Genomic DNA, 23,933 nt, shown 5'->3' on the forward strand with positions numbered 1-23,933 from the left:
GTAGAGAAATGGACGCTCTTTCGCAGTTGTTTTACCTGCATGGCATTGGCTATGAGTTTACTAAATATAACGGCGAACAGGTTTTTTTTAGCGAAGAGACACGTAAGCGAGCTTTGCAATGTAGTGGTGTAAATCCCGACGATAACAACCAAATTGCGCACCTCAACTATGAGTTAGATGTGGCTGTGTGGTTACAATTAGTACCCAGTGTTAGCTTAGTTGAGTCACCCGAGAATACGTTAAAAATACGCATTGATGAGCGTCAATGTCACTTTGTTACATACGTCAAAATAGAATCACTGGGTGTTAATTTAACATTTCAAACGCTGCATGGTTTACCTATTGTAGGTGAATATTACCTAGACGGCGTTCGCTATATTGAACTTGCCCTCTCATTACCAAATATTCCTGTGGGATATTATGATGCAACGGTGCAAATTGGAGAGCAACTAACACAGACGCAAATTTGGTCTGTGCCTGAGCAAGTTTATCAAGTAGCCAATAAAAAATGCACCGGGCTGTCTATTCAGCTCTATACTTTAAAAAATAAAGCGCAATTAGGCATCGGAGATTTCAGCGATTTATTAGCCTTAACACACTTATGTAGTGCGCAAAACATGGATTATATTTTACTTAATCCTCTTCATCTATTATTCGCTGATATGCCACAGCGGGCGAGTCCTTATAGCCCAAACAGCCGTGCTTTGCTAAACCCTCTTTATATCGCCATTGATCTATGCGATGACGCTAAAAATAATTTAGAAATCAATACGTTAATGCAAAGCGAAGACCTAACTGCGCTGATGCAGAGTAGTGAAAAATTTATAAATTACGAAAATGTAAGCTGCATCAAATATAGGTTATTTAAAACGCTTTATAATCACTTTGAGAAAACGGCTTGCCACGAGCGTCGCCAAGCATTTTCTGATTTTTGTAATGCGTATTCAAGTACATTAAAAACGCTACAATCAGATAACTTAATGTTTGATTATTACCTGCAGTGGCAAGCACATTTGCAATTGGCACTTTGCCAGAGTAGTTGTGTGGCGCTGGGAATGACGATTGGCTTAATAAATGATTTAGCAGTGGGATGTGCTGGTGATGGTGTTGAATTTAACGCCCAACAAAGTTTATTTAGTCAAGGTGCACATGTTGGTGCTCCGCCAGATCCATGGGCTGAAGCGGGACAAAATTGGGGCTTGCCTGCACTTACGCCTCAAAAACTTGGCAATAACCACTACCAGTTTTATCGCTCACTCATTCGCGAAAATATGCAAGATGTTGGTGGGCTGCGAATTGATCACGTAATGGCTATTAGGCGCTTATGGTGGTGCTTTGAAACCAACGGCAAACAAGATGGTTGTTATGTTTATTATCCATTTGAACATTTACTCGCCATTTTAAAAATTGAATCGCATATTAATCAGAGCCTTGTTATTGGCGAGGACTTAGGTGTCGTCCCTGCTGAGGTAAGGCACGCTTTGGCATCTAGCGGTATTTTTTCTAACAGTTTGTTCTATTTTGAAAAGCATTACGATGGCGAGTTTATTTCAATAAATGATTTATCGCCGCATTGCTTATTAATGATTGCCAATCATGATGTACCTCCCTTTATGGGGTGGTGGCAGCACGACGATTTAAACATAAAACAGCAATATAATTTAATAGATAAACAACAATGCATCGGCCTTGCTAAACAACGAGTTGAAGAGCGACAAAAACTACTGCGCTTTATTAACGCCAATCAAACACAAGAGCTTAACTTACAAAGTAATGCAACTAATGTATATCAATCACTTGCATTATGTTTAGCCAAATCTCAGTCTCGATTATTTGCCTTGCAAATAGACGATTTAGATGAGCAGCAATACCCTGTAAATATTCCCGGTACTGATACTGAGTACCCAAATTGGCGTCGTGCTTTAAACCACACGTGTGAAGAAATTTTTAATAAGAATGCATCTTTTTTAGCTGCTATTGATTCAATAAGGAAAGGTTAATGAACAGCTCTGTAGTAGATAAGATTGGATCATCTTTTAATAATTACGATGCACAAGTGCAAGCCCTAAATATTGGGCGATTTAAAGACCCATTTAGTTTTCTTGGGGTACATAAATTAAATAATGTAAACATAGAGTTACGGTTGTATTTGCCCACAGCTTTGAATGTGACGGTTGATTTTTTGGGTAAAAAAATAAAAGCGCAGCGATATAAGCAAAGTGACTTGTTTATTGCAAAGCTCAACGATTTGCCGACGGCTCCTTATAAATGTGAAGCTGAATATGAAAATGCAGTCAATACGTCTTACGATGAGTACAGTTTTAAGAGTGCCCTTGATGCACAGGCAATGTATTTATTTAATGAAGGTAGTTTAGAGCATGCATACTCGCACTTTGGTGCGCATTTTTGCACCCAACAAAACATAGCAGGTGTGCGTTTTTGTGTTTGGGCACCCAATGCAGCCAGTGTATCTATTATTGGTGAGTTTAATTTTTGGCAAGCTAACCGTCACTTTATGCGTTTTCATCCTGCCAGTGGTGTCTGGGAGTTGTTTATACCCGATCTTGAAGCCGATATGTGCTATAAATTTGCAATTACCACACAAAGTGGAGACGTACTAGAAAAAGCAGATCCGTTTGCATTTAAAATGCAACAAGCGCCAGGTACTGCCAGCGTCTTACAATATAAACCAGAGCCTATAGCGCTTGATGAGCAAGCGATAAATAATAGACAAAAGCGTAACCACATTGATGCGCCTATCAGTATTTATGAAGTACATTTAGGGTCATGGCAACGCGGTGACAACAATCGTTATTTAAGTTACGCAGAGCTTGCTGACACACTCGTTAACTATGCGCTGGAAATGAACTTTACTCACTTGCAACTAATGCCTATAAGTGAATACCCTTTTGATGGCTCGTGGGGTTATCAACCGGTGGGTTTATTTGCACCAACCAGCCGCTTTGGCGATTACAACAGTTTTAAATATTTTGTAGAGCAATGCCACAAAGCTAATTTAGGCATTTTAATAGACTGGGTACCGGGGCACTTTCCAAGTGATCCGCATGGCTTGCATCAATTTGATGGCACCCACTTGTATGAGCATGCTGATATGCGCCAAGGTTTTCACCCCGATTGGAACACCTATATTTATAACTATGATCGCCCTGAAGTTAAAAGCTTTTTGATTTCCAATGCCATGTATTGGTTGCATCAATTTGGGCTTGATGGTTTACGCGTAGATGCAGTGGCTTCCATGCTGTACTTAGATTACAGCCGTAAAGAGGGGGAGTGGATCCCTAATTGTTTTGGTGGACGCGAAAACTTAGGTGCAATTGAGTGCTTAAAGCAAGTCAATCTTCGCAGCTATAAAAATAATTCTGGCATTATGATGGTTGCTGAAGAATCAACTGCATGGCCAGGGGTTACACAAGATGTTCAGCACAATGGTCTCGGATTTGGCTATAAATGGAATATGGGCTGGATGAACGATAGTTTGCAATACATGCAACGCGATCCACTTTACAAACAGCACCATCACCACGAAATGACATTTTCGATGGTGTACGCCTTTAGTGAAAATTTCATTTTGCCATTAAGTCATGACGAAGTCGTGCATGGTAAAGGCTCGTTGATTGAAAAAATGCCAGGCGATGATTGGCAAAAATTTGCAAATCTACGTGCGTATTATGCGTTTATGTGGGCGCATCCGGGTAAAAAACTATTGTTTATGGGATGTGAAATAGCGCAGCGAAGTGAGTGGGGGCACGATCATTCAATTGATTGGCACTTATTAGAGCATCAAAGTCACATTGGCATAAAGCAAACGATTAAAACGCTTAATTACATTTATAAAAACCAACCCGCTTTATACGAGCTTGATACAAGTGCAACTGGTTTCACTTGGATAGACAACAATAATAACGAGCAAAGCATTTTAAGTTTTGTGCGCTATGCTAAACGCGCACGTGATTTTGTAGTCGTTATAGCCAATTTTACACCGATGTCATATCAACATTACGATATTGGCGTCCCTTGTAAAGGTTACTATCAAGTCATTTTAAATACGGATGAAACGCAATTTTTTGGCTCGGGGATCGAAGTAACCCAAAATGACGGGCAGCTTATTAAAGCATCTGCTGTTGCAAGTCATGGATTTGAGCAAAGTATTTCTATTGCTATTGGCGGTTTAACGACTATTTATTTGCAAAAGGTTGACGATGAGTAATCAATTTAAAATCACTCATGGCCACGTTGAACCGTTAGGCTCAATTATTGCTGATGGCGGTGTTAACTTTGCACTCTATGCGCCAAAAGCAGCACAAGCTTATCTATGTTTGTTTGATAAAAGTGGCCATTCAGAAATCCTAAAAATAGCGATGAATATTAATGAAGGTAGTATTTGGAGTGTTCATATATCGCCTTTAAATGAAGGCGCTTTGTATGGCTTTAGAGTCGAGGGGGAATACAACCCTAAGCAAGGGCAATTATTTAACGCAAACAAACTATTAATAGACCCCTACGCAAAAGACTTATTTGGCGAATTTACTTGGAGTGAGCGTCATTACGGACAAATGCCCATTGGCACTAAAAGCACCGTTGATAATGCTATTGATATATTTAAATCAAAAGTAATAGCGCCTTCGCTTTATACCCATAAAAAGCCAAACCATAGATGGTCAAACACCGTTATTTACGAGTGCCATGTAAAAGGGGCAACGTATCGTCACCCTAAAATACCTAAGTCTCTGAGAGGGAAGTTTTTAGGGTTAAGTCATCCAAGTTTTATTGAACATTTACAAAGTTTTGGTATTACAGCCGTTGAACTTTTGCCAGTTCATTCATTTATTAGTGAGCAGTTTTTAACAGGAAAAGGACTGCAAAACTATTGGGGATACAACACTGTTAACTTTTTTACGCCTCACAAAGACTATTTGGTTAACGATGATATCAATGAGTTTAAGCAAATGGTGCAGCAGCTTCATGCCGCTGACATCGAAGTTATTATTGATGTCGTATACAACCACACCGCTGAGGCTGGTAATGACGGCCCTATACTATCCCTCAGAGGCTTTGATAACTTAACTTATTACCGTACTGTAAACGGTCAACCTGATGTATATATAAACGATACGGGTTGTGGTAATACTATTAATATTGATCATCCTCGCGTATTACAACTTGTCCTCGATAGCCTTCGTTATTGGGTAGAGACGATGGGCGTTGATGGCTTTAGATTTGATTTGGCGACGATTTTAGGACGTTCTCAGTCTGGGTTTAGTGCGTCGCATACTTTTTTACAAGCAATTGCTCAAGATCCTATTTTAAACAAAGTAAAGCTTATTAGTGAGCCTTGGGATATAGGCCCTGGTGGATACCAGTTAGGCGCTTTTCCTTCTCCATGGCGAGAGTGGAACGATCAATACCGCGATGTAATAAAACGCTTTTGGAAAAGCGAAGAAGGTATTATTGCCACCGTTGCTAAACGCTTACATGGCTCGTTTGATATTTTTGAGCACAGCGATCGGGGTCCTCTTAATAGTATTAACTTTATAACCAGCCATGATGGCTTCACACTTGCGGATTTAGTGAGCTACGAAGAAAAACATAATGAAGCAAATGGTGAGCAAAACCGAGATGGTCACAGTGCGAACTATTCTTTTAATTGCGGTGTAGAGGGCTTTACTGACGATCCACTTGTTAAAGCACTTCGCTTGCAGCAGCAGAAGAATTTTTTGCTCACACTAATTTTATCTAAAGGCGTGCCGATGCTCGCATCAGGCAGCGAAATGGCCCACTCTCAAGGTGGCAACAATAATGCCTATTGCCAAAATAATCGAACGAGTTGGCTGGCATGGAAAGACTCGCAATTAAATCATACCTTAACCCAATTTGTAGATGATGCACTAAAGATTCGCCGTGCCCACAGTGCGTTTAAACACAGTGTATTTTTAGATGACATAGACGAGCGTTTTACCGTTAGATGGTTTACCGAAGAAGGGGTAACCATGACGGATGCGCATTGGCATGAAAGTACACGGCAATTTTTGATGTACAGTTTGCTCGACAAGCAAAATAAACATGCGCTCTTGATTATATTTAATGCCAGTAAAAAAGTAGTTTCGTGCCAATTGCCGCCTTCTCCAATAAGCGCGCCTTGGCAAATGGTTTTATCAAGTGTCAATAATGCATCTATTAGTAGTGATAACGGTGCGATGGTTGAAATTTCTGCACAAAGCAGCTGGGTATTCAGTGCAAATTTAGAGGAAATAGGTCATGGCGAAACAAGATGAACAAGTATGTGTAGTAAAGGGTTGGCAAGACGGCCCCGTGATTGATGAAAGTACACTAAAGGATGACTTAACACGGCATTTTTATTATACCCTTGGGCGCGATAAAATCGGCGAATCACAGCTATATTTATATCATGCGTTAGCATTGACTATTCGCGATAGGCTTGTTGCACGCTGTAGAGAAACCAATCAGCAAATTAAGCAACAAAAATGCCGTAAAACTGCTTACCTGTCTCTTGAGTTTTTAATGGGCCGCGCACTGGGTAATGCAATACTTAACCTTGATTTAGACGACCAGGTGGCAGGTGCATTACAAGAATATTGTACAACCATTGAGACGCTTGAAGATGCTGAGCATGATGCAGGGCTTGGTAATGGCGGTTTAGGTCGTTTAGCTGCTTGCTTTTTAGATAGTTGTGCAAGTCTCGCTTTACCTGTAATCGGCTATGGTCTGCGATACGAATATGGCATGTTTAATCAATCTATTGACGATGGGAACCAAATTGAACAACCCGATAATTGGTTGCGCGAAGGGCATCCGTGGGAACTAAGTGCACCAGAGCATGCTAAGCGCGTTAAATTTGGTGGCTATGTGCAAAGTTATACGGATAAATTCGGACGCGCGCATCGTCAGTGGATAAGTTCGCACGATGTACTAGCGGTGCCTTATGATGTACCAATTCCTGGTTATAAAAATAATATTGTTAATACCCTACGTTTATGGAAATCAGAAGCGACGGACGAATTTAATTTAACCGAGTTTAACGCCGGTAGTTACTCAGAAGCGGTTGCACAAAAGAACCTTGCTGAACAAATCACCATGGTGCTTTATCCAAATGACAGCAGTGAAAATGGGAAAGAGCTTAGATTACGTCAGCAGTACTTTTTATCATCAGCGAGTATTCAGGATATTGTTGATCAGTGGGTTTCACAACAGGGTGAGAGTTTTAGCGACTTTTCTGACTTTCATGTTTTTCAATTAAACGATACACACCCAAGCATTGCCGTTGCAGAGCTTATGCGTATTTTGATTGATGATTACGAGCTTGATTGGGATGATGCTTGGCGCATTACAACTAAAACAATGGCCTATACAAATCATACATTGCTACCTGAAGCACTGGAAAAGTGGTCAGTATCATTATTTGCGAGGCTACTGCCACGTATCTTAGAAATCGTTTACGAAATAAACGCACGCTTTTTAGCGCTGGTGGCACAGCACTGGCCAGGTGATGTGAGCAAACAACGTGCGCTGTCGCTGATTGAAGAAGGTGATGAACCGCAAATACGCATGGCTTATTTAGCAATAGTTGGCAGCTATTCTGTAAATGGGGTCGCGGCATTGCATACTGAGCTATTAAAAGCCGGTTTGTTTAAAGAGTTTTATGCGCTATGGCCAGATAAATTTAACAATAAAACAAATGGCGTAACGCCACGTCGCTGGCTTGCACACTGTAACCCGATTTTAAGCAGCCTAATTAGTGAAAAAATTGGTAACGATTGGGTCGGCGATTTTGCTCAAATTAGCCAGCTACGCCGCTTTTTTGATGACCAAGTATTTCACGGGCATTGGCAATCAGCTAAACGCGAAAATAAACAACGTCTCGTTGATTTAGTCAAAACACGCTGCGATGTTGAGTTTGATGTGTCGATGATGTTTGACGTGCAAGTAAAGCGTATCCACGAATACAAACGTCAGCTACTTAACATACTGCATGTGATTCATTTGTATGACCGCATTCGCCGAGGTGATACGCAAGGACTTGTACCACGCTGTGTATTACTTGGTGGTAAAGCGGCGCCTGGTTATTACATGGCTAAAAAAATTATCAAGTTGATTAATAATGTTGCCGAGGTGATTAATAAAGATCCCCTTGCCGCACCGTATTTACGGGTTGCTTTTTTGCCAAATTATAACGTAACGGCGATGGAAGTTATTTGCCCAGCAACCGATTTATCAGAGCAAGTGTCTACCGCAGGTAAAGAAGCATCGGGCACCGGCAATATGAAGTTTATGATGAATGGTGCGTTAACAATAGGGACGCTAGATGGCGCAAATATAGAAATTAGAGATGCGGTAGGCGCCGACAATTTCTTCTTGTTTGGGGCACAAGCCCATCAAATTGATGAGATAAAATCGCGTTACAATCCAGCGCATATAATTGCAGAAAATACTGATTTAGCAAATGTAATGCAGCTTTTAGAAAGCGGGCATTTTAATTTGTTTGAGCCGTGTTTATTTGACGATTTAATTAACGCAATTAAGAGTTCGAACGATCCTTGGCTGGTTGCACACGATTTTGAAAGTTACATTAGTGCTCAAAAAGAAGTAGATAAAGCTTACGCAGATCAAACCTACTGGACACGAATGAGTATTTTGAATACAGCAGCCAGTGGCATGTTTTCAAGTGATAGAACGATAAGCCAATACAGTGACGACATTTGGCATCTAGAACCCCTTAATATTAGTGCAACAGACTTAACGACAACTAAAAGTCATATCACTAACAGCAAAGACTAAATGGAGAGAGTATTATGCCCAGTTATGCAAATCGTTATATAAGTAGCCTTACCAGAGAAACTTACGCACTAATACTAGCAGGAGGTCGCGGTTCACGGTTACACGAGTTGACCGATTGGCGTGCAAAGCCTGCCGTTTATTTTGGTGGTAAGCATCGGATAATCGACTTTCCATTATCTAACTGCATTAACTCAGGGGTTCGGCGCGTCGGTATTGCTACGCAATATAAATCTCATTCGCTTATTCGGCATGTGAATCGTGCTTGGGGGCACTTTAAAAAAGAATTGGGTGAATCGGTTGAGATCCTACCAGCATCACAGCGTAAGGGCGACGACTGGTATTGTGGGACAGCTGACGCAGTTTTTCAAAACATAGATATTATTCGTCACGAATTACCTAAGTATGTAATGATTTTATCAGGGGATCATGTATATCGTATGGATTACGGTGCCCTTTTAGCTAAGCACGTAGAAAATGGCGCTGACATGACCGTTTGTTGTATTGAAGTGCCAGTAGAAGAAGCTGCTGATACGTTTGGTGTCATGACGGTAAATGAAGATAACCGTGTTTGTCGTTTTGATGAAAAGCCAGCAATACCAAGCTCTGTGCCCGGAAAGCCTGGAACCTGTTTAGCATCAATGGGCAACTACGTATTTAATACAGAGTTTTTATTTGAGCAACTTAAAAAAGATGCCGAAAATGAAGGGTCTGGTCGCGATTTTGGTCACGATATAATACCTGCGATAATAGAAGAGCATAACGTATTCGCCTTTCCATTTATGGATCCCCTGCAAGGTGCTCAACCTTACTGGCGCGATGTAGGTACGCTAGATTCGTTTTGGGAAGCTAATATGGAATTAGTGATGCCTGAACCTCAACTTGATTTGTACGATCCAACATGGCCTATTTGGACGTACCAAGAACAAGTTCCTCCTGCAAAATTTATATTTGATGACGATGACCGTCGTGGTATGGCGCTTGATTCTACGGTATCGGGTGGGTGTATTATCTCCGGCTCTGTAGTTAGAAAATCATTATTATTTTCTAACGTGCATGTACGTTCATTTTGTGAAATCGAGGAGTCAGTGATTTTACCTGGCGCTATTATAAATCGAAGCTGCAAAATTAAACGAGCAATAATAGATAGAAGCTGTGAAATACCTGCAGGGCTTGAAATTGGATTCGATCGTAAAACAGATGAAGATAACGGCTTTCGAGTATCCAAAAAAGGTATCGTACTGGTAACACGTGATATGCTCACTGAACTTGCAAAAAAACTAGCACGTCAAGCAAATGAAAATAAAAAATTAGCGTAATTACAAGTTAGATAAGTACGACAACAAAGCTTGCTCATTTATGAGCAAGTCCACACAGGTTAAAGGAAGTAGTAAATTAATGCATGTACTTATGGTTGCAGCAGAAAATGACGCGTTACCAGGCGCTAAAGTAGGTGGAGTGGCTGATGTGGTGCGCGATGCACCAAAGGCACTTGCAGATCAAGGGGTAACCGTTGAAGTTGTTATTCCAGATTACGGCTTTGAACCGCTTACACGTATTTATATTGGTGAAGTAACCGTTGTATTTAATGCTCTGCCTCACGTGTTAACACTGTTTAAAATACAGCAAACGAATAACAATGTGAGTCAAATTGTTGTTAGCCACCCGCTGTTTAGCGGATCTGGTAGTGTGTATTGTAACGATGCGCCAGGTAGACCGTTTGCAACCGATGCAACTAAATTTGCATTATTTAATGCAGCCGTGTGTGAAGCGTTATCACAAGGCTTACTTACACGCCCCAATGCATTGCATTTACATGATTGGCACAGTGCCTGTGTTGCTGTTTTGATTAAGTTTGAACCTCGTTATAGTTCACTAAAAAATATACACATTGCTTACACCGTTCACAATATTGCACTGCAAGGTATCAGACCATTTAAAAATGATGAATCAAGCTTGGAGACATGGTTTCCCTCACTGAACTATAATGGTCAGCATTTATGCGATCCGCGTTATCCACATTGTTTTAATCCAATGCGAAGTGCTATTAATTTAGCCGACAAGGTGCATTTAGTGTCGCCAACCTATAGCCAAGAAGTGCTTAGTCCGAGTAACTATGACAGAGGTTTTTTCGGTGGTGAGGGGCTTGAGCACGATCTGCAAAATAGTGCTAAACAAGGCAAATTAATTGGTATTCTAAATGGCTGTGAATATCCAGAGTCGAATACTAAAAACGCTGACTTGGACACTTTATATAAAAAAATTGAAAATACATTATTTGGCTGGATGAGTAACAATGAACAACTACAAAGTAGCTACTATATTGCACACCAACGACTACAGCAATTTAAAACCACGGTAGCTAGTGGCCCCTTAGTAACAAGCGTAGGGCGTCTTACAGAGCAAAAAGTATTATTACTGTGTCAGCAGGTAGATGGCCGTTTAGCTATTGATAGCGTATGTCAAATAATTAATAAGTATAATGGTCGACTCATTATTTTAGGCTCAGGAGATAAAGAGCTTGAAAGTATTTTTAGTAAAGCGATGGCGCGTAATTCAAATCTGTTATTTTTAAAAGGCTATGGGCAAGGTATTGGGGATTTAATGTATCAACTAGGGGATTTGTTTTTAATGCCTAGTTCGTTTGAACCTTGCGGTATTAGCCAGATGCTGGCTATGCGCGCCGGACAACCGTGTTTAGTGCACAGTGTTGGTGGATTAAAAGATACCGTTGAACATGATGAGAATGGTTTTAGTTTTAATGGCACTTCTTTAGCGTTGCAAGCAAGTAATCTGCTTAACTGCTTGGATGAAACTCTATCACTTAAAGAGCACGATCCTAAAAAGTGGCATAAAATAAAAGAAAGTGCACAACAAGCGCGCTTCTCATGGATTGAAGTGGCGGCTAATTACATAGCGCAGTTATATCGATAAACTGTTAAAGACAATAAAGTTTCGTGACAACTGTACCCGTTTAATGTTTAATTGCTTAGTCTGATATAAAAACTAAGAAGTAGGTAATGTGTCTGTATTTGTTGCAAGGCAAGCAATCTTCAATCGAAGTCAAAAAGTAGTCGCTTACGAGCTACTTTTTCGTGATAGCCCTAAAAATTATTTTCCAGATATAGCCGATGGGCAAGCGACAGCCAGACTTATAATGGAGAACCAGCTTAACCTCGGTACTCGCCATATTACATCAGGTAAAAAAGCGCTTATTAATATAGGACCTGAATCATTAAAACTCGATTTATGTGCTTTTTTACCTTGCCAAGATGTAGTCATCGAATTACTCGAAACAATAGAGCCTAACGATGACAACTATGAATTATGCAAAAGCTTATTTCATAGTAATTACAAATTAGCACTCGATGATTTTGTATACACACCACAGTGGGACCGTTTCCTAAAGCTGGTTAAACTAATAAAATTTGATATCGCAATCACACCTCTTGATGACATACTCCCTGTAGTAGAAAAACTCCAAGAACATAAGCAAATAAAAATATTAGCTGAAAAAATAGAAACGCAAGATGATTACCAACTAGCATTTGATATGGGGTTTGATTATTTTCAGGGGTACTTTTTTGCAAAACCGACCATGATAAAGCAAAAAGATATTAATTATAACTACGGTTTAATTGTCGCTATTTACGCTGAAGTAATGAAACCAAGCCCTGATATAAAAATTATTTCTGGTCTATTTGAACTCGATGCAGCCTTGGCTTATAAATTACTGCGTTTAATTAATAGCGGCGTATTTCCTATTCACGGTAAAATCACATCTTTAAAACAAGCACTTGTTTATTTAGGGCTCGATCGTTTAAAGAAGTTTGTCAGCTTAATTGTGACCGCTTATACCGCTGATAAAAAACCAACCGAATTGATGCAAGTGTGCGTAGTACGGGCGCGATTTAGCGAGTTAATAGCTAAGAGAGTAGCAAAGCACCAAGTAGGTGAAGCTTTTTTAACCGGACTATTTTCGTTGCTCGATGCAATTTTAGATCAACCTATGGGTTTACTCGTCGAAAAATTACCATTCCCTGAGGAAATAAAAGCCGCATTACTCGATGAAAAAAATACATTGTACTATATCTTAAATGTTGTTAAAGCATATGAAACGGGTAGCTGGTGGGCACTTGAGCAAGCCGTTATTCTGCTAAATATTGACAGTGCGATATTACCTAAAATTTATCAACAGTCTGTCGACTGGGCTGATAATTATAAAAATAATATTTAACGGACTCTAGCTTTAATGCGCAACTATAATATGGATTTTATACGGGGTATTGCCGTACTTGGTTTAGCTTACATGAATGGCTATGCGTTCGGGCTTTTTGAGCTAGGATACATTGGCTTGAATAATCCACCAATAAGCGATTTAGTTATTCATACCATTAGCACTTTATTTGTGGATGGACGATTTAGAACGCTTTTCAGCTTGCTATTTGGGGCGGGGCTTTACATCCAATGGCAGCAACATAAATCAACGGTGCAGTTAAAAAGCAGGCTTTACTGGTTAATGCTATTTGGTTTAGCGCATGGTTTTTTGCTCTGGGCTGGTGATATTTTATTTGTTTATGGTTTGTCAGGCTGGTTTGTTATTAAATATCTAGAAAGTGACAATGAATTACTTTTAAAGCATGGTGTCGCGTTTATTTTGTTGTGCGGTGTTACTACAGGGCTTGTGATGTATAGCTCACCAACCGATATTATTTATCGCGACTCTCAAGGTTTTACCTCTTTGTACAGCCCGCACTATATTGATTACTTTATTAGCAACCTAGGTATGAATACATTAATGATATTTATAGTACCAATAATGACTCTGTGGATGTGCGCAGGTATTATGCTCATCGGTATTTATTTGTATAAACAAGGTGTATTTAGTGAAGGCTTAAATACACAACAGCTAGTAACCGTCATTATTGCAACCACCGTTTTTAGTGTGTTAAGGCTCTATACCTCGCAATACAACAGTGGCTTTATGTATGCAATGCAAGAGCTACTAAATATGTTTGCTGCGCTTGGTATGGCTACGTTTTATATTCATTTAATTGTTAATTTTTGTAATAACAGCCCACAAATAGGCACGCTTATCCAGCAAGCGGGGCGGTTAGCATTTACCTTGTATATTAGCCAAACGCTTATACAGCTGTTGCTATATAAAGTGCTATTTACGCATTGGGTTCTTAGTTTTAATCGAATTGATTATTGGTTAGTAGCGACCGCATTGGTTGTATTGCAACTGATATTTACAATTATATATAGTCGTTATTTTGATCAAGGGCCGCTTGAATATCTGTGGCGCAAATTAACGCAAGCAAAAATTAATGCTTAAACAGTTATAAATATTAAATTAGGGGAGAAAAAATAGTGTGGGTGGTTTACACTACTCGCCTTAAAAATTACTACGCCATAAGTGCCATGACTGAATTAAAACGTTTAAATAAATTTATTAGTGAAACAGGGTTTTGCTCTCGCCGCGAAGCCGATAAATATATTGAGCAAGGTCGTGTCAGCGTTAATGGAAGCTCCCCTGAAATGGGCGTAAAAGTAGCTGCTACCGATGTCGTATTAGTGGATGGAAAGCCCCTTAAAGAAACACCAAAGCGTGTTTATATTGCTTACAATAAACCGGTCGGTATAACGTGTACAACCGAAAGTAAAATTCAGAGTAATATTATAAGAGCAGTTAATTATCCGACGCGTATATTCCCAATTGGGCGTTTAGATAGACCTTCTGAAGGCCTTATATTTTTAACTAATGAAGGCGACATTGTTAATAAAATTTTGCGTGCGGGTAATAATCATGAAAAAGAATATATCGTTACAGTAGATAAACCACTTAATCGTCAGTTTGTTACCAAAATGGCAAATGGCGTGCCTATTCTCGACACTGTTACTAAAAAATGTAAAGTGACACAAAGTGCTCCTAAAGAATTCAAAATAGTCCTTACACAAGGTTTAAACCGTCAAATACGACGTATGTGTGAATACCTAGGTTACGAAGTGGTTACCTTAAAACGTACCCGTATAATGAACGTGACACTCAAGGGTTTAAAAGTAGGGCAATGGCGTCACTTATCAGATATTGAAATGGCGCAAATAAACGACTCAATCGCAGACTCAGGTAAAACTCAAGAGCACTCGGTCGATAGCAATAAACAATCAGAAAATAATACGCCGGCAGTCACTACAAAACGTGATTTTCAGGGCGAAAACCCACGACGCTTTAGTCAAGGCGAGCGAAGTGGTGAGCGCAACGCTCAAAGAAGTAACGGCAGTAGTGAACGTAAAAACGAGCGAAGTAAAGCCCCATACCAAAAGCGCTCTACAACCTATGTTGGTAAGCCAAAGAGCATTAAAGAGAATCAATCCTCTGACTCTAAATCGAGTTCCAGAAAAATCCTGGCTCTAAAAAAATAAATTAAAGTGTCATTATTTCAATTTTAAATCAGAGCCTGTTGACCTTCTAGTTTAAAAACCTCTCAATCTAGGGACTATTTATCTAGGGACTATTTAATTGAGCAAAGCCTCTGAGCTTTGCTCTCGTTTCTCCCTCACCTCTATGTTGATAACACAAAGTAAATCTCCCCTAGACAGGACTCGAAGAGCTGCGCGTGTTTGACATTTATGCATTGTTGCCGACAATAGCCTGCACCAATGCAATCGTAAATCAAAAGTTTTTAACGCAGTTACCGTTAGTTTTAAGTCCTCAATTAAGTCAGTATATAATACCAAACTGCATAAATCTTTGATCAATTTAACGAATTAAATTGCACTATAACGTCGTTAAAAATTTTTATTTAGAACAACTAGATATAAAAATTTTTGCCTAGTTCTAGCGTGATTTTCTTAACATTAAATAGACCCCATATATAAGCAGATTGGTATAAGTGTATATCTAACTTCGTTGTATAAAACCGATTGATTCTTTAGCCTTTTATCTTCTTGTTTAAAAATTTTTCTTACTAAGCTTGTTTTTTAAAATGTTAAATTCTTGTATTTATACTATATCGGATGATTTTCAGGGTATAAATAGATTAATTAGAATCTTTATGGCCACTTTATAAAAAACGTATTAGTGAATTCAACCTCTTGTATGTTAAGTACTTTTTAAAGATGCGTGTATATATGATAGCCCGAATAAAGTACGCTTTTGTATTAAATCTTCATCAGTATGAAAAAAGAGCAACTTTTACTTGATTTATGTTTTTTTGGGGACTAAAGTAAACGGGAAGTTAAGTGGTTGTGCCTCTTTCGGGTGCCTACTTACTATGGATAGACGGTAGCTATATTAAAAGGACTTTAATAATGATTAATTGTGTTCAGAGAACTTTAAGCTTAAATATCACGCTTTGTATTCTTGGTCTATGTAATATAGGCAGTGCGCTGGCTTCAGATAATACGTGCGATGCTAATTTTCAAGTAGTTAATTATACGCCTCAAGTATGTTATTCAGAGTATAACTCAAATACCTGTGTTGACACTTGTGAGGCGGCTGATCCTGAATTTCAACCGCTTTGCTTTAAGCCCCTCTCCATTCCCTGCGACACACTTACGGATTTGCGTAATACAGCGAACGGTTTTCAACAACGTGAAAATTATTCTTGGTTTCATGTCTCTGATTTATTAACTTATGAAGCGCTTTTATCCGATTTAAATATTTTCCAACAGCAATTATATATAGAGCTTTATGCTGAATTTATTAATCCACCAAGCTATTTTGGCTTTAGCCCCGCAAGCGATCAATTTAGAAGAGAAAATTTTCGTTTAGCATTACTTTCATCACTTGAAAGGCTAACAACACCTTTACGTTATGCTGCTGTGTATCGACGTTTTACATTGGGTGTGTCATTAGAAAACACACTAAATAGCTCACTTTCAGAGATGTTTAGACAGATAGATACTTTTCCCTACTTTTCTAGTACTCAAAAGTCAGAACTAAAGACCGAGTTAAATAGTGTGCGAGCTAGACAAGTTCGTTTTTGGCAGTTATTGAAAAATTATGAAGCCGAAAAAATAGCATCAGGTAGAGTAAATTTACTCAACCGACGTCTTGAGACCTACGTAAGTACCTTAAAGTCACTTCCAATTGAGCTGCAAGATAAGCTTATAAATAAATCATCGAACTTACCTGATGACATTAACGTTCAATTAGCGAAATGTGGTAACGACATTTGTTTTAATAAAATAGTAGCCCCTTCAAATACTTTGTTTTACCCCGATTTCGACCTGCAGCTCTTAAACTTTGAACGCGTATTAGTTGCGCTCAGTAATGAAGCCGCAGCATTCACTAATGTGTATGATGGCGATTATCAAGTCGTTGAACCTAGTCTTTTAAAATCTCCAGATTTTGCGGGATTTATTAATAACAAATTAGCGGATTATAAAGCACTTCGCTCTCACGTGAACTTAGAACGCTTAGCAACCGCTATTAATATTGCTTACCTTTCAAAAAATCAGACAGGTAAAGAAATTCTTGCAAGGTTAGCGCAGCAAAGCGATACAACTGAAAATATGGGGTTGTCGAGTATTGCAGCATTGAATAAAAAACCTATATTACTTTGTAAAGAATTTAGAGAAATCAACCCCGAACTGAGCTCTATTCAACAAGAGAGCTTTGATTTAGCACTGCAAGGTCGAGAGATGATTAGCTTAATCACTCGAGGCGGTTATACACAAGCATTGATGGACCAACTTACTTCTCTAATAACACGTTTAAATGAGTTAGCAGCCAGAAGTGTTGTGATCGCAAATATTGAACAGTTTACGGATGATCGCTTACTCACTATGAGCTGGTCATTATTTGACTTACATGAGCTAAATGAAAATAAGCAACTAATAGAAATAGAATACTTTGAATACAACGGTATGTTTTGGACGCCGACAATGTCGGCTGGTTTATCTGAATTATTTCCTGCGATTGAAAGTATAGGTACATCAATAAACTCGATTTTGCCAAACGGTATTGCGACTAACTCACCACTTAACGATTTACAAATTACTCTGAAGCAATCTGCATACAATGCCTGTTCGCTAAACAATCAAAAAATAAATATGGTGATCAAAGTCACAGATGAGCAGGGAAGCATTAGCAGACAAGTTTTAACGTCGAAGTTTGAACAAATATAATCAACTTAAAGGATATAAGAATGAAAATAATTTTACTTGCAATCGCCTCATTAACTACGTCGGTGCATGCCAGTGATTTTCCTGTAGACGTTTTTGATGCGAGTACTCAGTGTACTTCAAGAATGACGGGGACGGGTGAGCGATTTGTACCTCCGTGTCACTTTTCTGAGGTCAGTCTTGATTCGGATCAAAATACTAATTACAGCAATAGTTCGATTGTTCGAAGTGGTTTATTTAAAACGGTTTTAGACTATAGCTTTACCTGCGAATCTATTCGACCTTTGTCGGTTCGTTATAATCTAACTGCGGGCGTTGATGCAAGCTCTTCTAATAGAGTATCGGGCTCACGTTCGTATGAAAATAGTAATATAGAGCTAACGCATGGATTTACAAATAGTATTTTAAATTTTGCAAGTTTAGAAGGGGTCACAGGTTTTCAAGCTATAAAACCTGGCTGTAAATTAACTGTTCAACAATTACTTACTTATCCAGAGCCACGGTACTTTAACCAATTAACAACCCATTTGGTTTCTTATAATAATCAATTAAAATTGCTAATTAATATAGCAACACCTTCTAGTAATCATATCAACTTAATAAGCACAATTGATAACACATTAGCCACATTAGAGTTCTTACAATTTGATATAGAGGATGAGTTTTTACTTGATACAGTTCAGGTAACTATTGCTGATCTTATTGAATCAAAATCACACTTAACCAATACCTGCAGTGCAGGCAGTAGCTCAACGTTATGTAGTGCTGAAATTTCAAACCTCAGAAACTTTATTTCTAATAGTTTAGTGTTTAACGAAGGTCGAATATCTCAATTATACAATTTTTTAAATGAGCAAGTTAGCTGGCTCAGTGGTAAACCTTTAGGTCGAGATCAATTTATTCTATCAAATGGACTAAATAAATTGAGCAGCCAACTTTAGTAAATATTTAATGCAGCCATCTGGCTGGAAGGATCTATAACCCCAGTAAAGGAACTTTAAAAATGTATGGAAAATTAATAACAGCGACTGTTGTTACTGCATTGCTGCAAAGTACTGCTGCACATGCTTTACCTGATTCACGAAAGGGAAATCCTCTCGATGCAATCGGTGTTCAAACCCCAGCAGGAGTTGGTGATGTTATTGTCGATCATGAAAACGCAAATACATTGCATGTTGGGCCCGCGTCAGTAAAGCAAATTCGCGGTACTTACGCAGAGCTTGGTGCAGCAGGCCCACAATGTGCTGATTATATTAATATTAAATCTCAAGCATATAGACAACTTGCAACTCCAGTATTACAAGAACAAGCTTACCTAAATAATGATTTTGTAAGTAACTGGTATCAACTTACATACGGTATTCCACGTGCAAATATTGATGGTTTAAACGAAATCAAAAAAGCGCGTAAAATAATTAATGACGCAGCATTAGAAAATGATGGTGTGATTGATAACTATTACAGACTAAAAACACAATGGACTGGTATTGAAACCGAGTATGCATTACTACTCGAAGAGCGTGATAAATTAGATCGCGCGCAATCGGACGAAACAACCAATTGTATTGTAACAAGTGGCGGTGACTCTAACAGAATGTACTCTTGTATTGTTGGTGTTATGAATAAATACCAGCCGCTTAAGGATGCTTTAGCTGTAAAGATCACCTCAATTGAAGGACAGCGAAATGCAATTCGCTCGGACTATTATGTAGCGAAAGGCCTGTATGACGCTTATAAAGAGAAAATAGATGTAGTTAGTGACAATGTTGCTTTCCATGCTCAAATATTGGCTGCACAAACAATTATTTCTAAAAGTGCTTTTGAGCTAGAAGATAAGTTAGTTAAAACTGAAGGGGTTAAAATTACTGGTTTAGCAAGTGCCGGTTATAACCTGTGGGACCAAGAGCGAAACCTACTTGCTAATACGCTTTATAATGCAGGGCACGGTAACTATAGCGTGAAACAACTGGATGTATTTAATGTGCGCTTAAATTCTGGCGTCACCCGTAATAATCCAAACGTTGATGTTGAAGGTCAAAGTGTTTTTTCGAAAAACGTGTGGAGTTTCCCAGCTGATACTTTGTTAAACAATAACATAGTTAGTGATTGGTCGATGCCATTTGAGCGGGAAAACCGTGGCGATACAATCCACTTTGACGCAATGGATAAAAATTCATTTGCGGCAGGCGGAATCGACTTTTTTGTCACTAAAGATGCACGTTGTGGTGAATATACTCAGGAAGTCGAAGAGCATTATTCAGGCACTGATAACAACGTAACCGTGTCTTGGAAAGTAATTCGAAAACTATACGAACCCCAACCAAACCGAGTTGTTTTAACTGCAAACTTGGGACTTGCTTATAACTATTACGCATACCCAGGTCCTATTAAAGGCGAATGTTCAATTGACGTTGATCGTATGAACAGTTACTGGAGAAATAGTGGCAAATCTAAAGGTTGGAGTTGGTTTAGAACTAAAACAAATAGCTGGGATAACATTCGTGAGTCTGCCCGTGAAAACTTAGGTATGGATTGTAAGCTCGATCTAAAACCTCAATCAAATGATCCAAATGTTGCCGCAGAAATTGCACAAAATATTGAAGTGCAAATGTACAACGATATGTGGCAAATGTTCCTATCAGTTTACGCAGAGTCTTACGATATTGATGTTGTTGAGCCTGCTGTAACTGATGCCGGTGAAAGTGATGTTGGCGCAACGTTAGGCAGTGGTTTAACGAAAATATGCCCGATGAACGTTTATTGCCAATTCGGTAACATTGTTTTACGAACACTCGATAAAATTGGTGGTTCTAAAGCACAAGGCACTACTTCTCATGTTTCAACTCAATACGGAAAAATTTGGAAACGATTTGAGAAAAACACATGGAATGTGCAAGAAGGAAGTGCATTGATTAGAGCTAAAGTGTGTGTAGATGAAACACAGTGTAATTAGTTTATAAGTATAAAATGGGGAGGTTACTCCCCATTTTCTCAAGATAATTTATTTTATATATAGGATTTGGTTATGAAAACAAGTTTGATTACTGTAATCGTGATTATTATATCTTTAGCAAGTTATTTGGGGATAGTTAATTACAATCAGAGCAATCATGTGTCGCAAAACGAGGGTATAGCTCAATCAATTAATGATGATTCGCACAAGGAAACCTCCACTTTAGCTGATCCGCTTCACACAGATGAATTAAAAATAAAGAATAAATTGAGTACTGAAAAAGTGTCAGGATCAGTTGATATACAAGAGATTGTTCAAGAAAGCCTTGAAACCCCGCTTAGCCAAGAAGATGAATATTATAGTTTTATAATTTCGGAGTTTCCTCAGCTAGAAGATGATGTTGCGACTTACCGCAGCGCTGTAAAAACGCAACGCGATAATGTTGAAATTTACGAAGCCCATGTTTCTGAACGCAATAAACGTGTTGCAGCTAACAAAAGTACGAGCCCAAGCTCTGATACTGAATTGACGTATCAACGAGACTTACTCTTAGAGCAAGCCAAAGAGCTTGGTAAGCAAGCAATGTTTCTGAACGAAGCGATAAGAAATGCAGCATATAATTAGTCTAATAATAAAATAATCAAGGAATAGAGTATGAAATGGAAAAATAGCATAGCAGCATCAACATGTATTTTAATGTCAGCATGTGGTGGAGGCTCAGGTAGTGATGAACAACCGAAAAGTGTTGGTACAGCAAAAACTAATGCAACCCCTGTTGCGCAAATTATGCCAAAAACATCAAATTTAAATTTAGGCTCTGCTACGACGTTTAACGCATCACAAAGTTATGATTCTGACGGTGATGCTTTGAAATATAATTGGGAATTAATTCGCAAGAATGATCAAGTATCTATACCTCTGGATAAAAACGATAGTGAAGAAATTGTGATTACTTTACAAGATGAAGGAGAGTATATACTTCGCTTAAAAGTAAGCGATGGCAAATTATTTAGTCCTTTAGCTGAGTTGCCTTTAAAGATAGTTAGTACTGCGGACTTAACGCCTCGTGCCGGTACTAATTTTACTGTAAAGAAGGGTCAAGTAATTAACCTCAATGGAGCTGATAGCCGCACCCTAGATGGGCTGATCACAGCTTATAGTTGGAGTATCACTGAAAAACCAGCTGGCAGTACTGCAACTATATTTAGTAACCAACGCGTGAAAACAAACTTTGTAGCGGATGCTATAGGTCAATATACAGCCGAACTTACTATTGAAAATAGTTCAAATCAGGTAGCAAAAGATACGGTTGTGATTACAAGTGATGATTTAGCTAAAAACTCATCACCTGTTGCTATTTTAACAAGCGAAAAAACGCTTATTCTCCCTAATGAAATACTCCAAATTGACACAAGTAAAAGTTATGACCCTGATCGCTATGAACAACTCTCATATAGCTGGTCCGTGCTTTCTTCACCAGCAAATAGTGATGCTACACTGAGTTCGCAAACAGGGGCTAGCACTAGCTTTTCAGCATCTGTAAATGGAAGTTATAAAATAGCCCTACGGTTAACCGACTCGCAAGGTGATTACAGCGATGCTACTTATCAAGTTGAAGTTGGAACAAGTAATCAAGTCCCTATCGCGAAGTTAGGCTCTGATACTTCGATTACTCTAGAGACTCCAATTTCATTGGTATGCGACTCATGCTTTGATCCAGAGGGATCCGATCTTAGCTTTACTTGGAAATTACTAGGAAAACCTGCCAATAGTAATCGTGAAATTGAATCACCAACAACAGTAAATGCAACGCTTACACCGGATGTTATTGGGGAATATATCATTGCTGTTACTGTTTCTGATGGTCAGTTACAAACAGCATCCAATACTCAAGTACTCGATGCTAGAGTTAACAAAAAGCCTATTGCAAAAATATTAACATCTGATGAAGCATATTTAGGCAATAAAATACTCTTAGATGGATCAAAAAGCTACGACCCTGAAGGTGCAACGTTAAGCTATGAATGGAAAATCATTGAACAACCTAGTAATGATGAAATTTATACCGAAGCGGATGGTAAAGCTCATTTTACTTCTTCAAGCACAGGGAAGTACGTTGTCTCATTGCGCACTAATGATGGCGTTCAGTTCTCAGATCCTAAAACCATAGCAATTAGCGTTAAAGATGACCTTGCACCAGTCATTGCACTAAAAGGCGAGGATAACCGCACCATTGCGTTAGGTGACTCTGTCACTATTGATGCCACTCAAAGTTATGATCCAGAGGGGACGGCGCTTACATATTCGTGGTCATTACAAAAACCTGTTAATTCATCAATTAGTATAGTTGATAGTAGTGCACAAATAGTTGAGTTTACTCCTGATATAGGCGGTATTTATATCGCAGAGTTGATGATTAAAGATGCAGCGAATAATACCGCAAGTAAAAAAGTAACCGTTGAAGTGACTCAACAGTCAAACACTCTTATCGGAACAGTGAAAGGACGTATTGTAGATACCACTTTAAATGGTGTCGAAAATGTGACATTCAATATTAATGGAAAAAAATATAGTACTGATAAGCAGGGGGTTTTCAATGTTGAAGTGAATATTGACGAAGGCAGCTTAATTACAGTAACAACAGAGGATGAACGCTTAGCTGAGTCTAAATATGTCACTGCGGCCATTTCTCAACAAGATTTCATTATTGATATGGGGAATTCGTTTGTACCTGTTAAACAGGACGTTGATACTTATTTATGGACTTGTGCTGAGTACACTGGATCTAAAAATGTTAATTTGCGCTTTAATATGATTGATACTTTTCCTGAGGCTACAAAATTTATTCCTACGTTTGATCAAACATTTAGCCATATTGTTGATACGAATAAAATAATTGCACTCCCTTCAACAGCAACGTTCGAACTAATGGTCGACGAGGGTCTAGAAATAACCGCGCCAGGCTCGAGAGTGACCATCTATTATGCACCTGTTTTAGGGGCTATGAATATTATAACCATTTGCAACCAATAAAAAG

The 23,933-nt window shown here is 38.8% G+C and carries 14 protein-coding genes; all 14 read left to right on the forward strand.

The window, feature by feature from the left end:
* Positions 1–8 precede the first annotated feature (8 nt).
* The 14 genes from malQ to H5119_RS05215 all read left to right on the forward strand — a co-directional run bounded on the left by malQ (position 9) and on the right by H5119_RS05215 (position 23,929).
* A complete protein-coding gene (malQ, locus tag H5119_RS05150) occupies positions 9–2,000 on the forward strand; it encodes a 4-alpha-glucanotransferase (RefSeq protein WP_182701458.1) in 1,992 nt (663 codons plus the stop codon).
* Entirely contained in the window at positions 2,000–4,228 is a 2,229-nt protein-coding gene (gene glgB, locus H5119_RS05155) for a 1,4-alpha-glucan branching protein GlgB (protein WP_182701459.1), read from the forward strand. Before malQ ends, glgB begins: the two co-directional genes overlap by 1 nt.
* The gene (glgX, locus tag H5119_RS05160; protein WP_182701460.1) at positions 4,221–6,293 is read left to right on the forward strand and encodes a glycogen debranching protein GlgX; all 2,073 of its coding nucleotides are present in this window, start codon (positions 4,221–4,223) and stop codon (positions 6,291–6,293) included. The genes glgB and glgX overlap by 8 nt, the downstream gene beginning before the upstream one ends.
* The gene (locus H5119_RS05165) at positions 6,277–8,814 is read left to right on the forward strand and encodes a glycogen/starch/alpha-glucan phosphorylase (RefSeq protein ID WP_182701461.1); all 2,538 of its coding nucleotides are present in this window, start codon (positions 6,277–6,279) and stop codon (positions 8,812–8,814) included. The genes glgX and H5119_RS05165 overlap by 17 nt, the downstream gene beginning before the upstream one ends.
* A gap of 14 nt (positions 8,815–8,828) precedes the next feature.
* Positions 8,829–10,130 carry a glucose-1-phosphate adenylyltransferase gene (gene glgC, locus H5119_RS05170; RefSeq protein WP_182701462.1) on the forward strand — a complete coding sequence of 434 codons (1,302 nt, stop codon included), beginning with the start codon at positions 8,829–8,831 and terminating at the stop codon, positions 10,128–10,130.
* 79 nt (positions 10,131–10,209) lie between these two features.
* Positions 10,210–11,745, forward strand: a complete 1,536-nt coding sequence (locus H5119_RS05175) for a glycogen synthase (RefSeq protein WP_182701490.1) — start codon at positions 10,210–10,212, stop codon at positions 11,743–11,745.
* Between the two features lie 88 nt (positions 11,746–11,833).
* Positions 11,834–13,048, forward strand: coding sequence for an EAL and HDOD domain-containing protein (locus H5119_RS05180; protein ID WP_077535213.1), 1,215 nt, complete (start codon positions 11,834–11,836; stop codon positions 13,046–13,048).
* A gap of 30 nt (positions 13,049–13,078) precedes the next feature.
* Positions 13,079–14,149: a DUF418 domain-containing protein gene (locus H5119_RS05185; protein ID WP_182701491.1), complete on the forward strand. Its 1,071-nt coding sequence runs from the start codon at positions 13,079–13,081 to the stop codon at positions 14,147–14,149.
* 86 nt (positions 14,150–14,235) lie between these two features.
* On the forward strand, positions 14,236–15,237 hold the full coding sequence (gene rluF / locus H5119_RS05190) for a 23S rRNA pseudouridine(2604) synthase RluF (RefSeq protein ID WP_182701463.1): 1,002 nt from the start codon (positions 14,236–14,238) through the stop codon (positions 15,235–15,237).
* A gap of 888 nt (positions 15,238–16,125) precedes the next feature.
* A complete protein-coding gene (locus tag H5119_RS05195) occupies positions 16,126–17,946 on the forward strand; it encodes a hypothetical protein (RefSeq protein ID WP_182701464.1) in 1,821 nt (606 codons plus the stop codon).
* A 20-nt stretch (positions 17,947–17,966) separates the two neighbouring features.
* Positions 17,967–18,884: a hypothetical protein gene (locus H5119_RS05200; RefSeq protein ID WP_182701465.1), complete on the forward strand. Its 918-nt coding sequence runs from the start codon at positions 17,967–17,969 to the stop codon at positions 18,882–18,884.
* 62 nt (positions 18,885–18,946) lie between these two features.
* Positions 18,947–20,896 carry a hypothetical protein gene (locus H5119_RS05205; RefSeq protein ID WP_182701466.1) on the forward strand — a complete coding sequence of 650 codons (1,950 nt, stop codon included), beginning with the start codon at positions 18,947–18,949 and terminating at the stop codon, positions 20,894–20,896.
* Between the two features lie 72 nt (positions 20,897–20,968).
* Positions 20,969–21,520 carry a hypothetical protein gene (locus H5119_RS05210; RefSeq protein ID WP_182701467.1) on the forward strand — a complete coding sequence of 184 codons (552 nt, stop codon included), beginning with the start codon at positions 20,969–20,971 and terminating at the stop codon, positions 21,518–21,520.
* A 30-nt stretch (positions 21,521–21,550) separates the two neighbouring features.
* Positions 21,551–23,929 (forward strand): PKD domain-containing protein, encoded by a 2,379-nt coding sequence (locus tag H5119_RS05215; RefSeq protein WP_182701468.1) that lies wholly within the window; start codon positions 21,551–21,553, stop codon positions 23,927–23,929.
* Positions 23,930–23,933: the final 4 nt, after the last annotated feature.

The sequence above is a fragment of the Pseudoalteromonas sp. SG45-5 genome (genome assembly GCF_014164085.1).
Classification (GTDB): domain Bacteria; phylum Pseudomonadota; class Gammaproteobacteria; order Enterobacterales; family Alteromonadaceae; genus Pseudoalteromonas; species Pseudoalteromonas aliena.

Coding starts and splice junctions, on each gene's coding strand:
- malQ (WP_182701458.1), top strand. CDS start 9: ATGGACGCTCTTTCGCAGTTGTTTTACCTGCATGGCATTGGCTATGAG.
- glgB (WP_182701459.1), top strand. CDS start 2,000: ATGAACAGCTCTGTAGTAGATAAGATTGGATCATCTTTTAATAATTAC.
- glgX (WP_182701460.1), top strand. CDS start 4,221: ATGAGTAATCAATTTAAAATCACTCATGGCCACGTTGAACCGTTAGGC.
- H5119_RS05165 (WP_182701461.1), top strand. CDS start 6,277: ATGGCGAAACAAGATGAACAAGTATGTGTAGTAAAGGGTTGGCAAGAC.
- glgC (WP_182701462.1), top strand. CDS start 8,829: ATGCCCAGTTATGCAAATCGTTATATAAGTAGCCTTACCAGAGAAACT.
- H5119_RS05175 (WP_182701490.1), top strand. CDS start 10,210: ATGCATGTACTTATGGTTGCAGCAGAAAATGACGCGTTACCAGGCGCT.
- H5119_RS05185 (WP_182701491.1), top strand. CDS start 13,079: ATGGATTTTATACGGGGTATTGCCGTACTTGGTTTAGCTTACATGAAT.
- rluF (WP_182701463.1), top strand. CDS start 14,236: ATGACTGAATTAAAACGTTTAAATAAATTTATTAGTGAAACAGGGTTT.
- H5119_RS05195 (WP_182701464.1), top strand. CDS start 16,126: ATGATTAATTGTGTTCAGAGAACTTTAAGCTTAAATATCACGCTTTGT.
- H5119_RS05200 (WP_182701465.1), top strand. CDS start 17,967: ATGAAAATAATTTTACTTGCAATCGCCTCATTAACTACGTCGGTGCAT.
- H5119_RS05205 (WP_182701466.1), top strand. CDS start 18,947: ATGTATGGAAAATTAATAACAGCGACTGTTGTTACTGCATTGCTGCAA.
- H5119_RS05210 (WP_182701467.1), top strand. CDS start 20,969: ATGAAAACAAGTTTGATTACTGTAATCGTGATTATTATATCTTTAGCA.
- H5119_RS05215 (WP_182701468.1), top strand. CDS start 21,551: ATGAAATGGAAAAATAGCATAGCAGCATCAACATGTATTTTAATGTCA.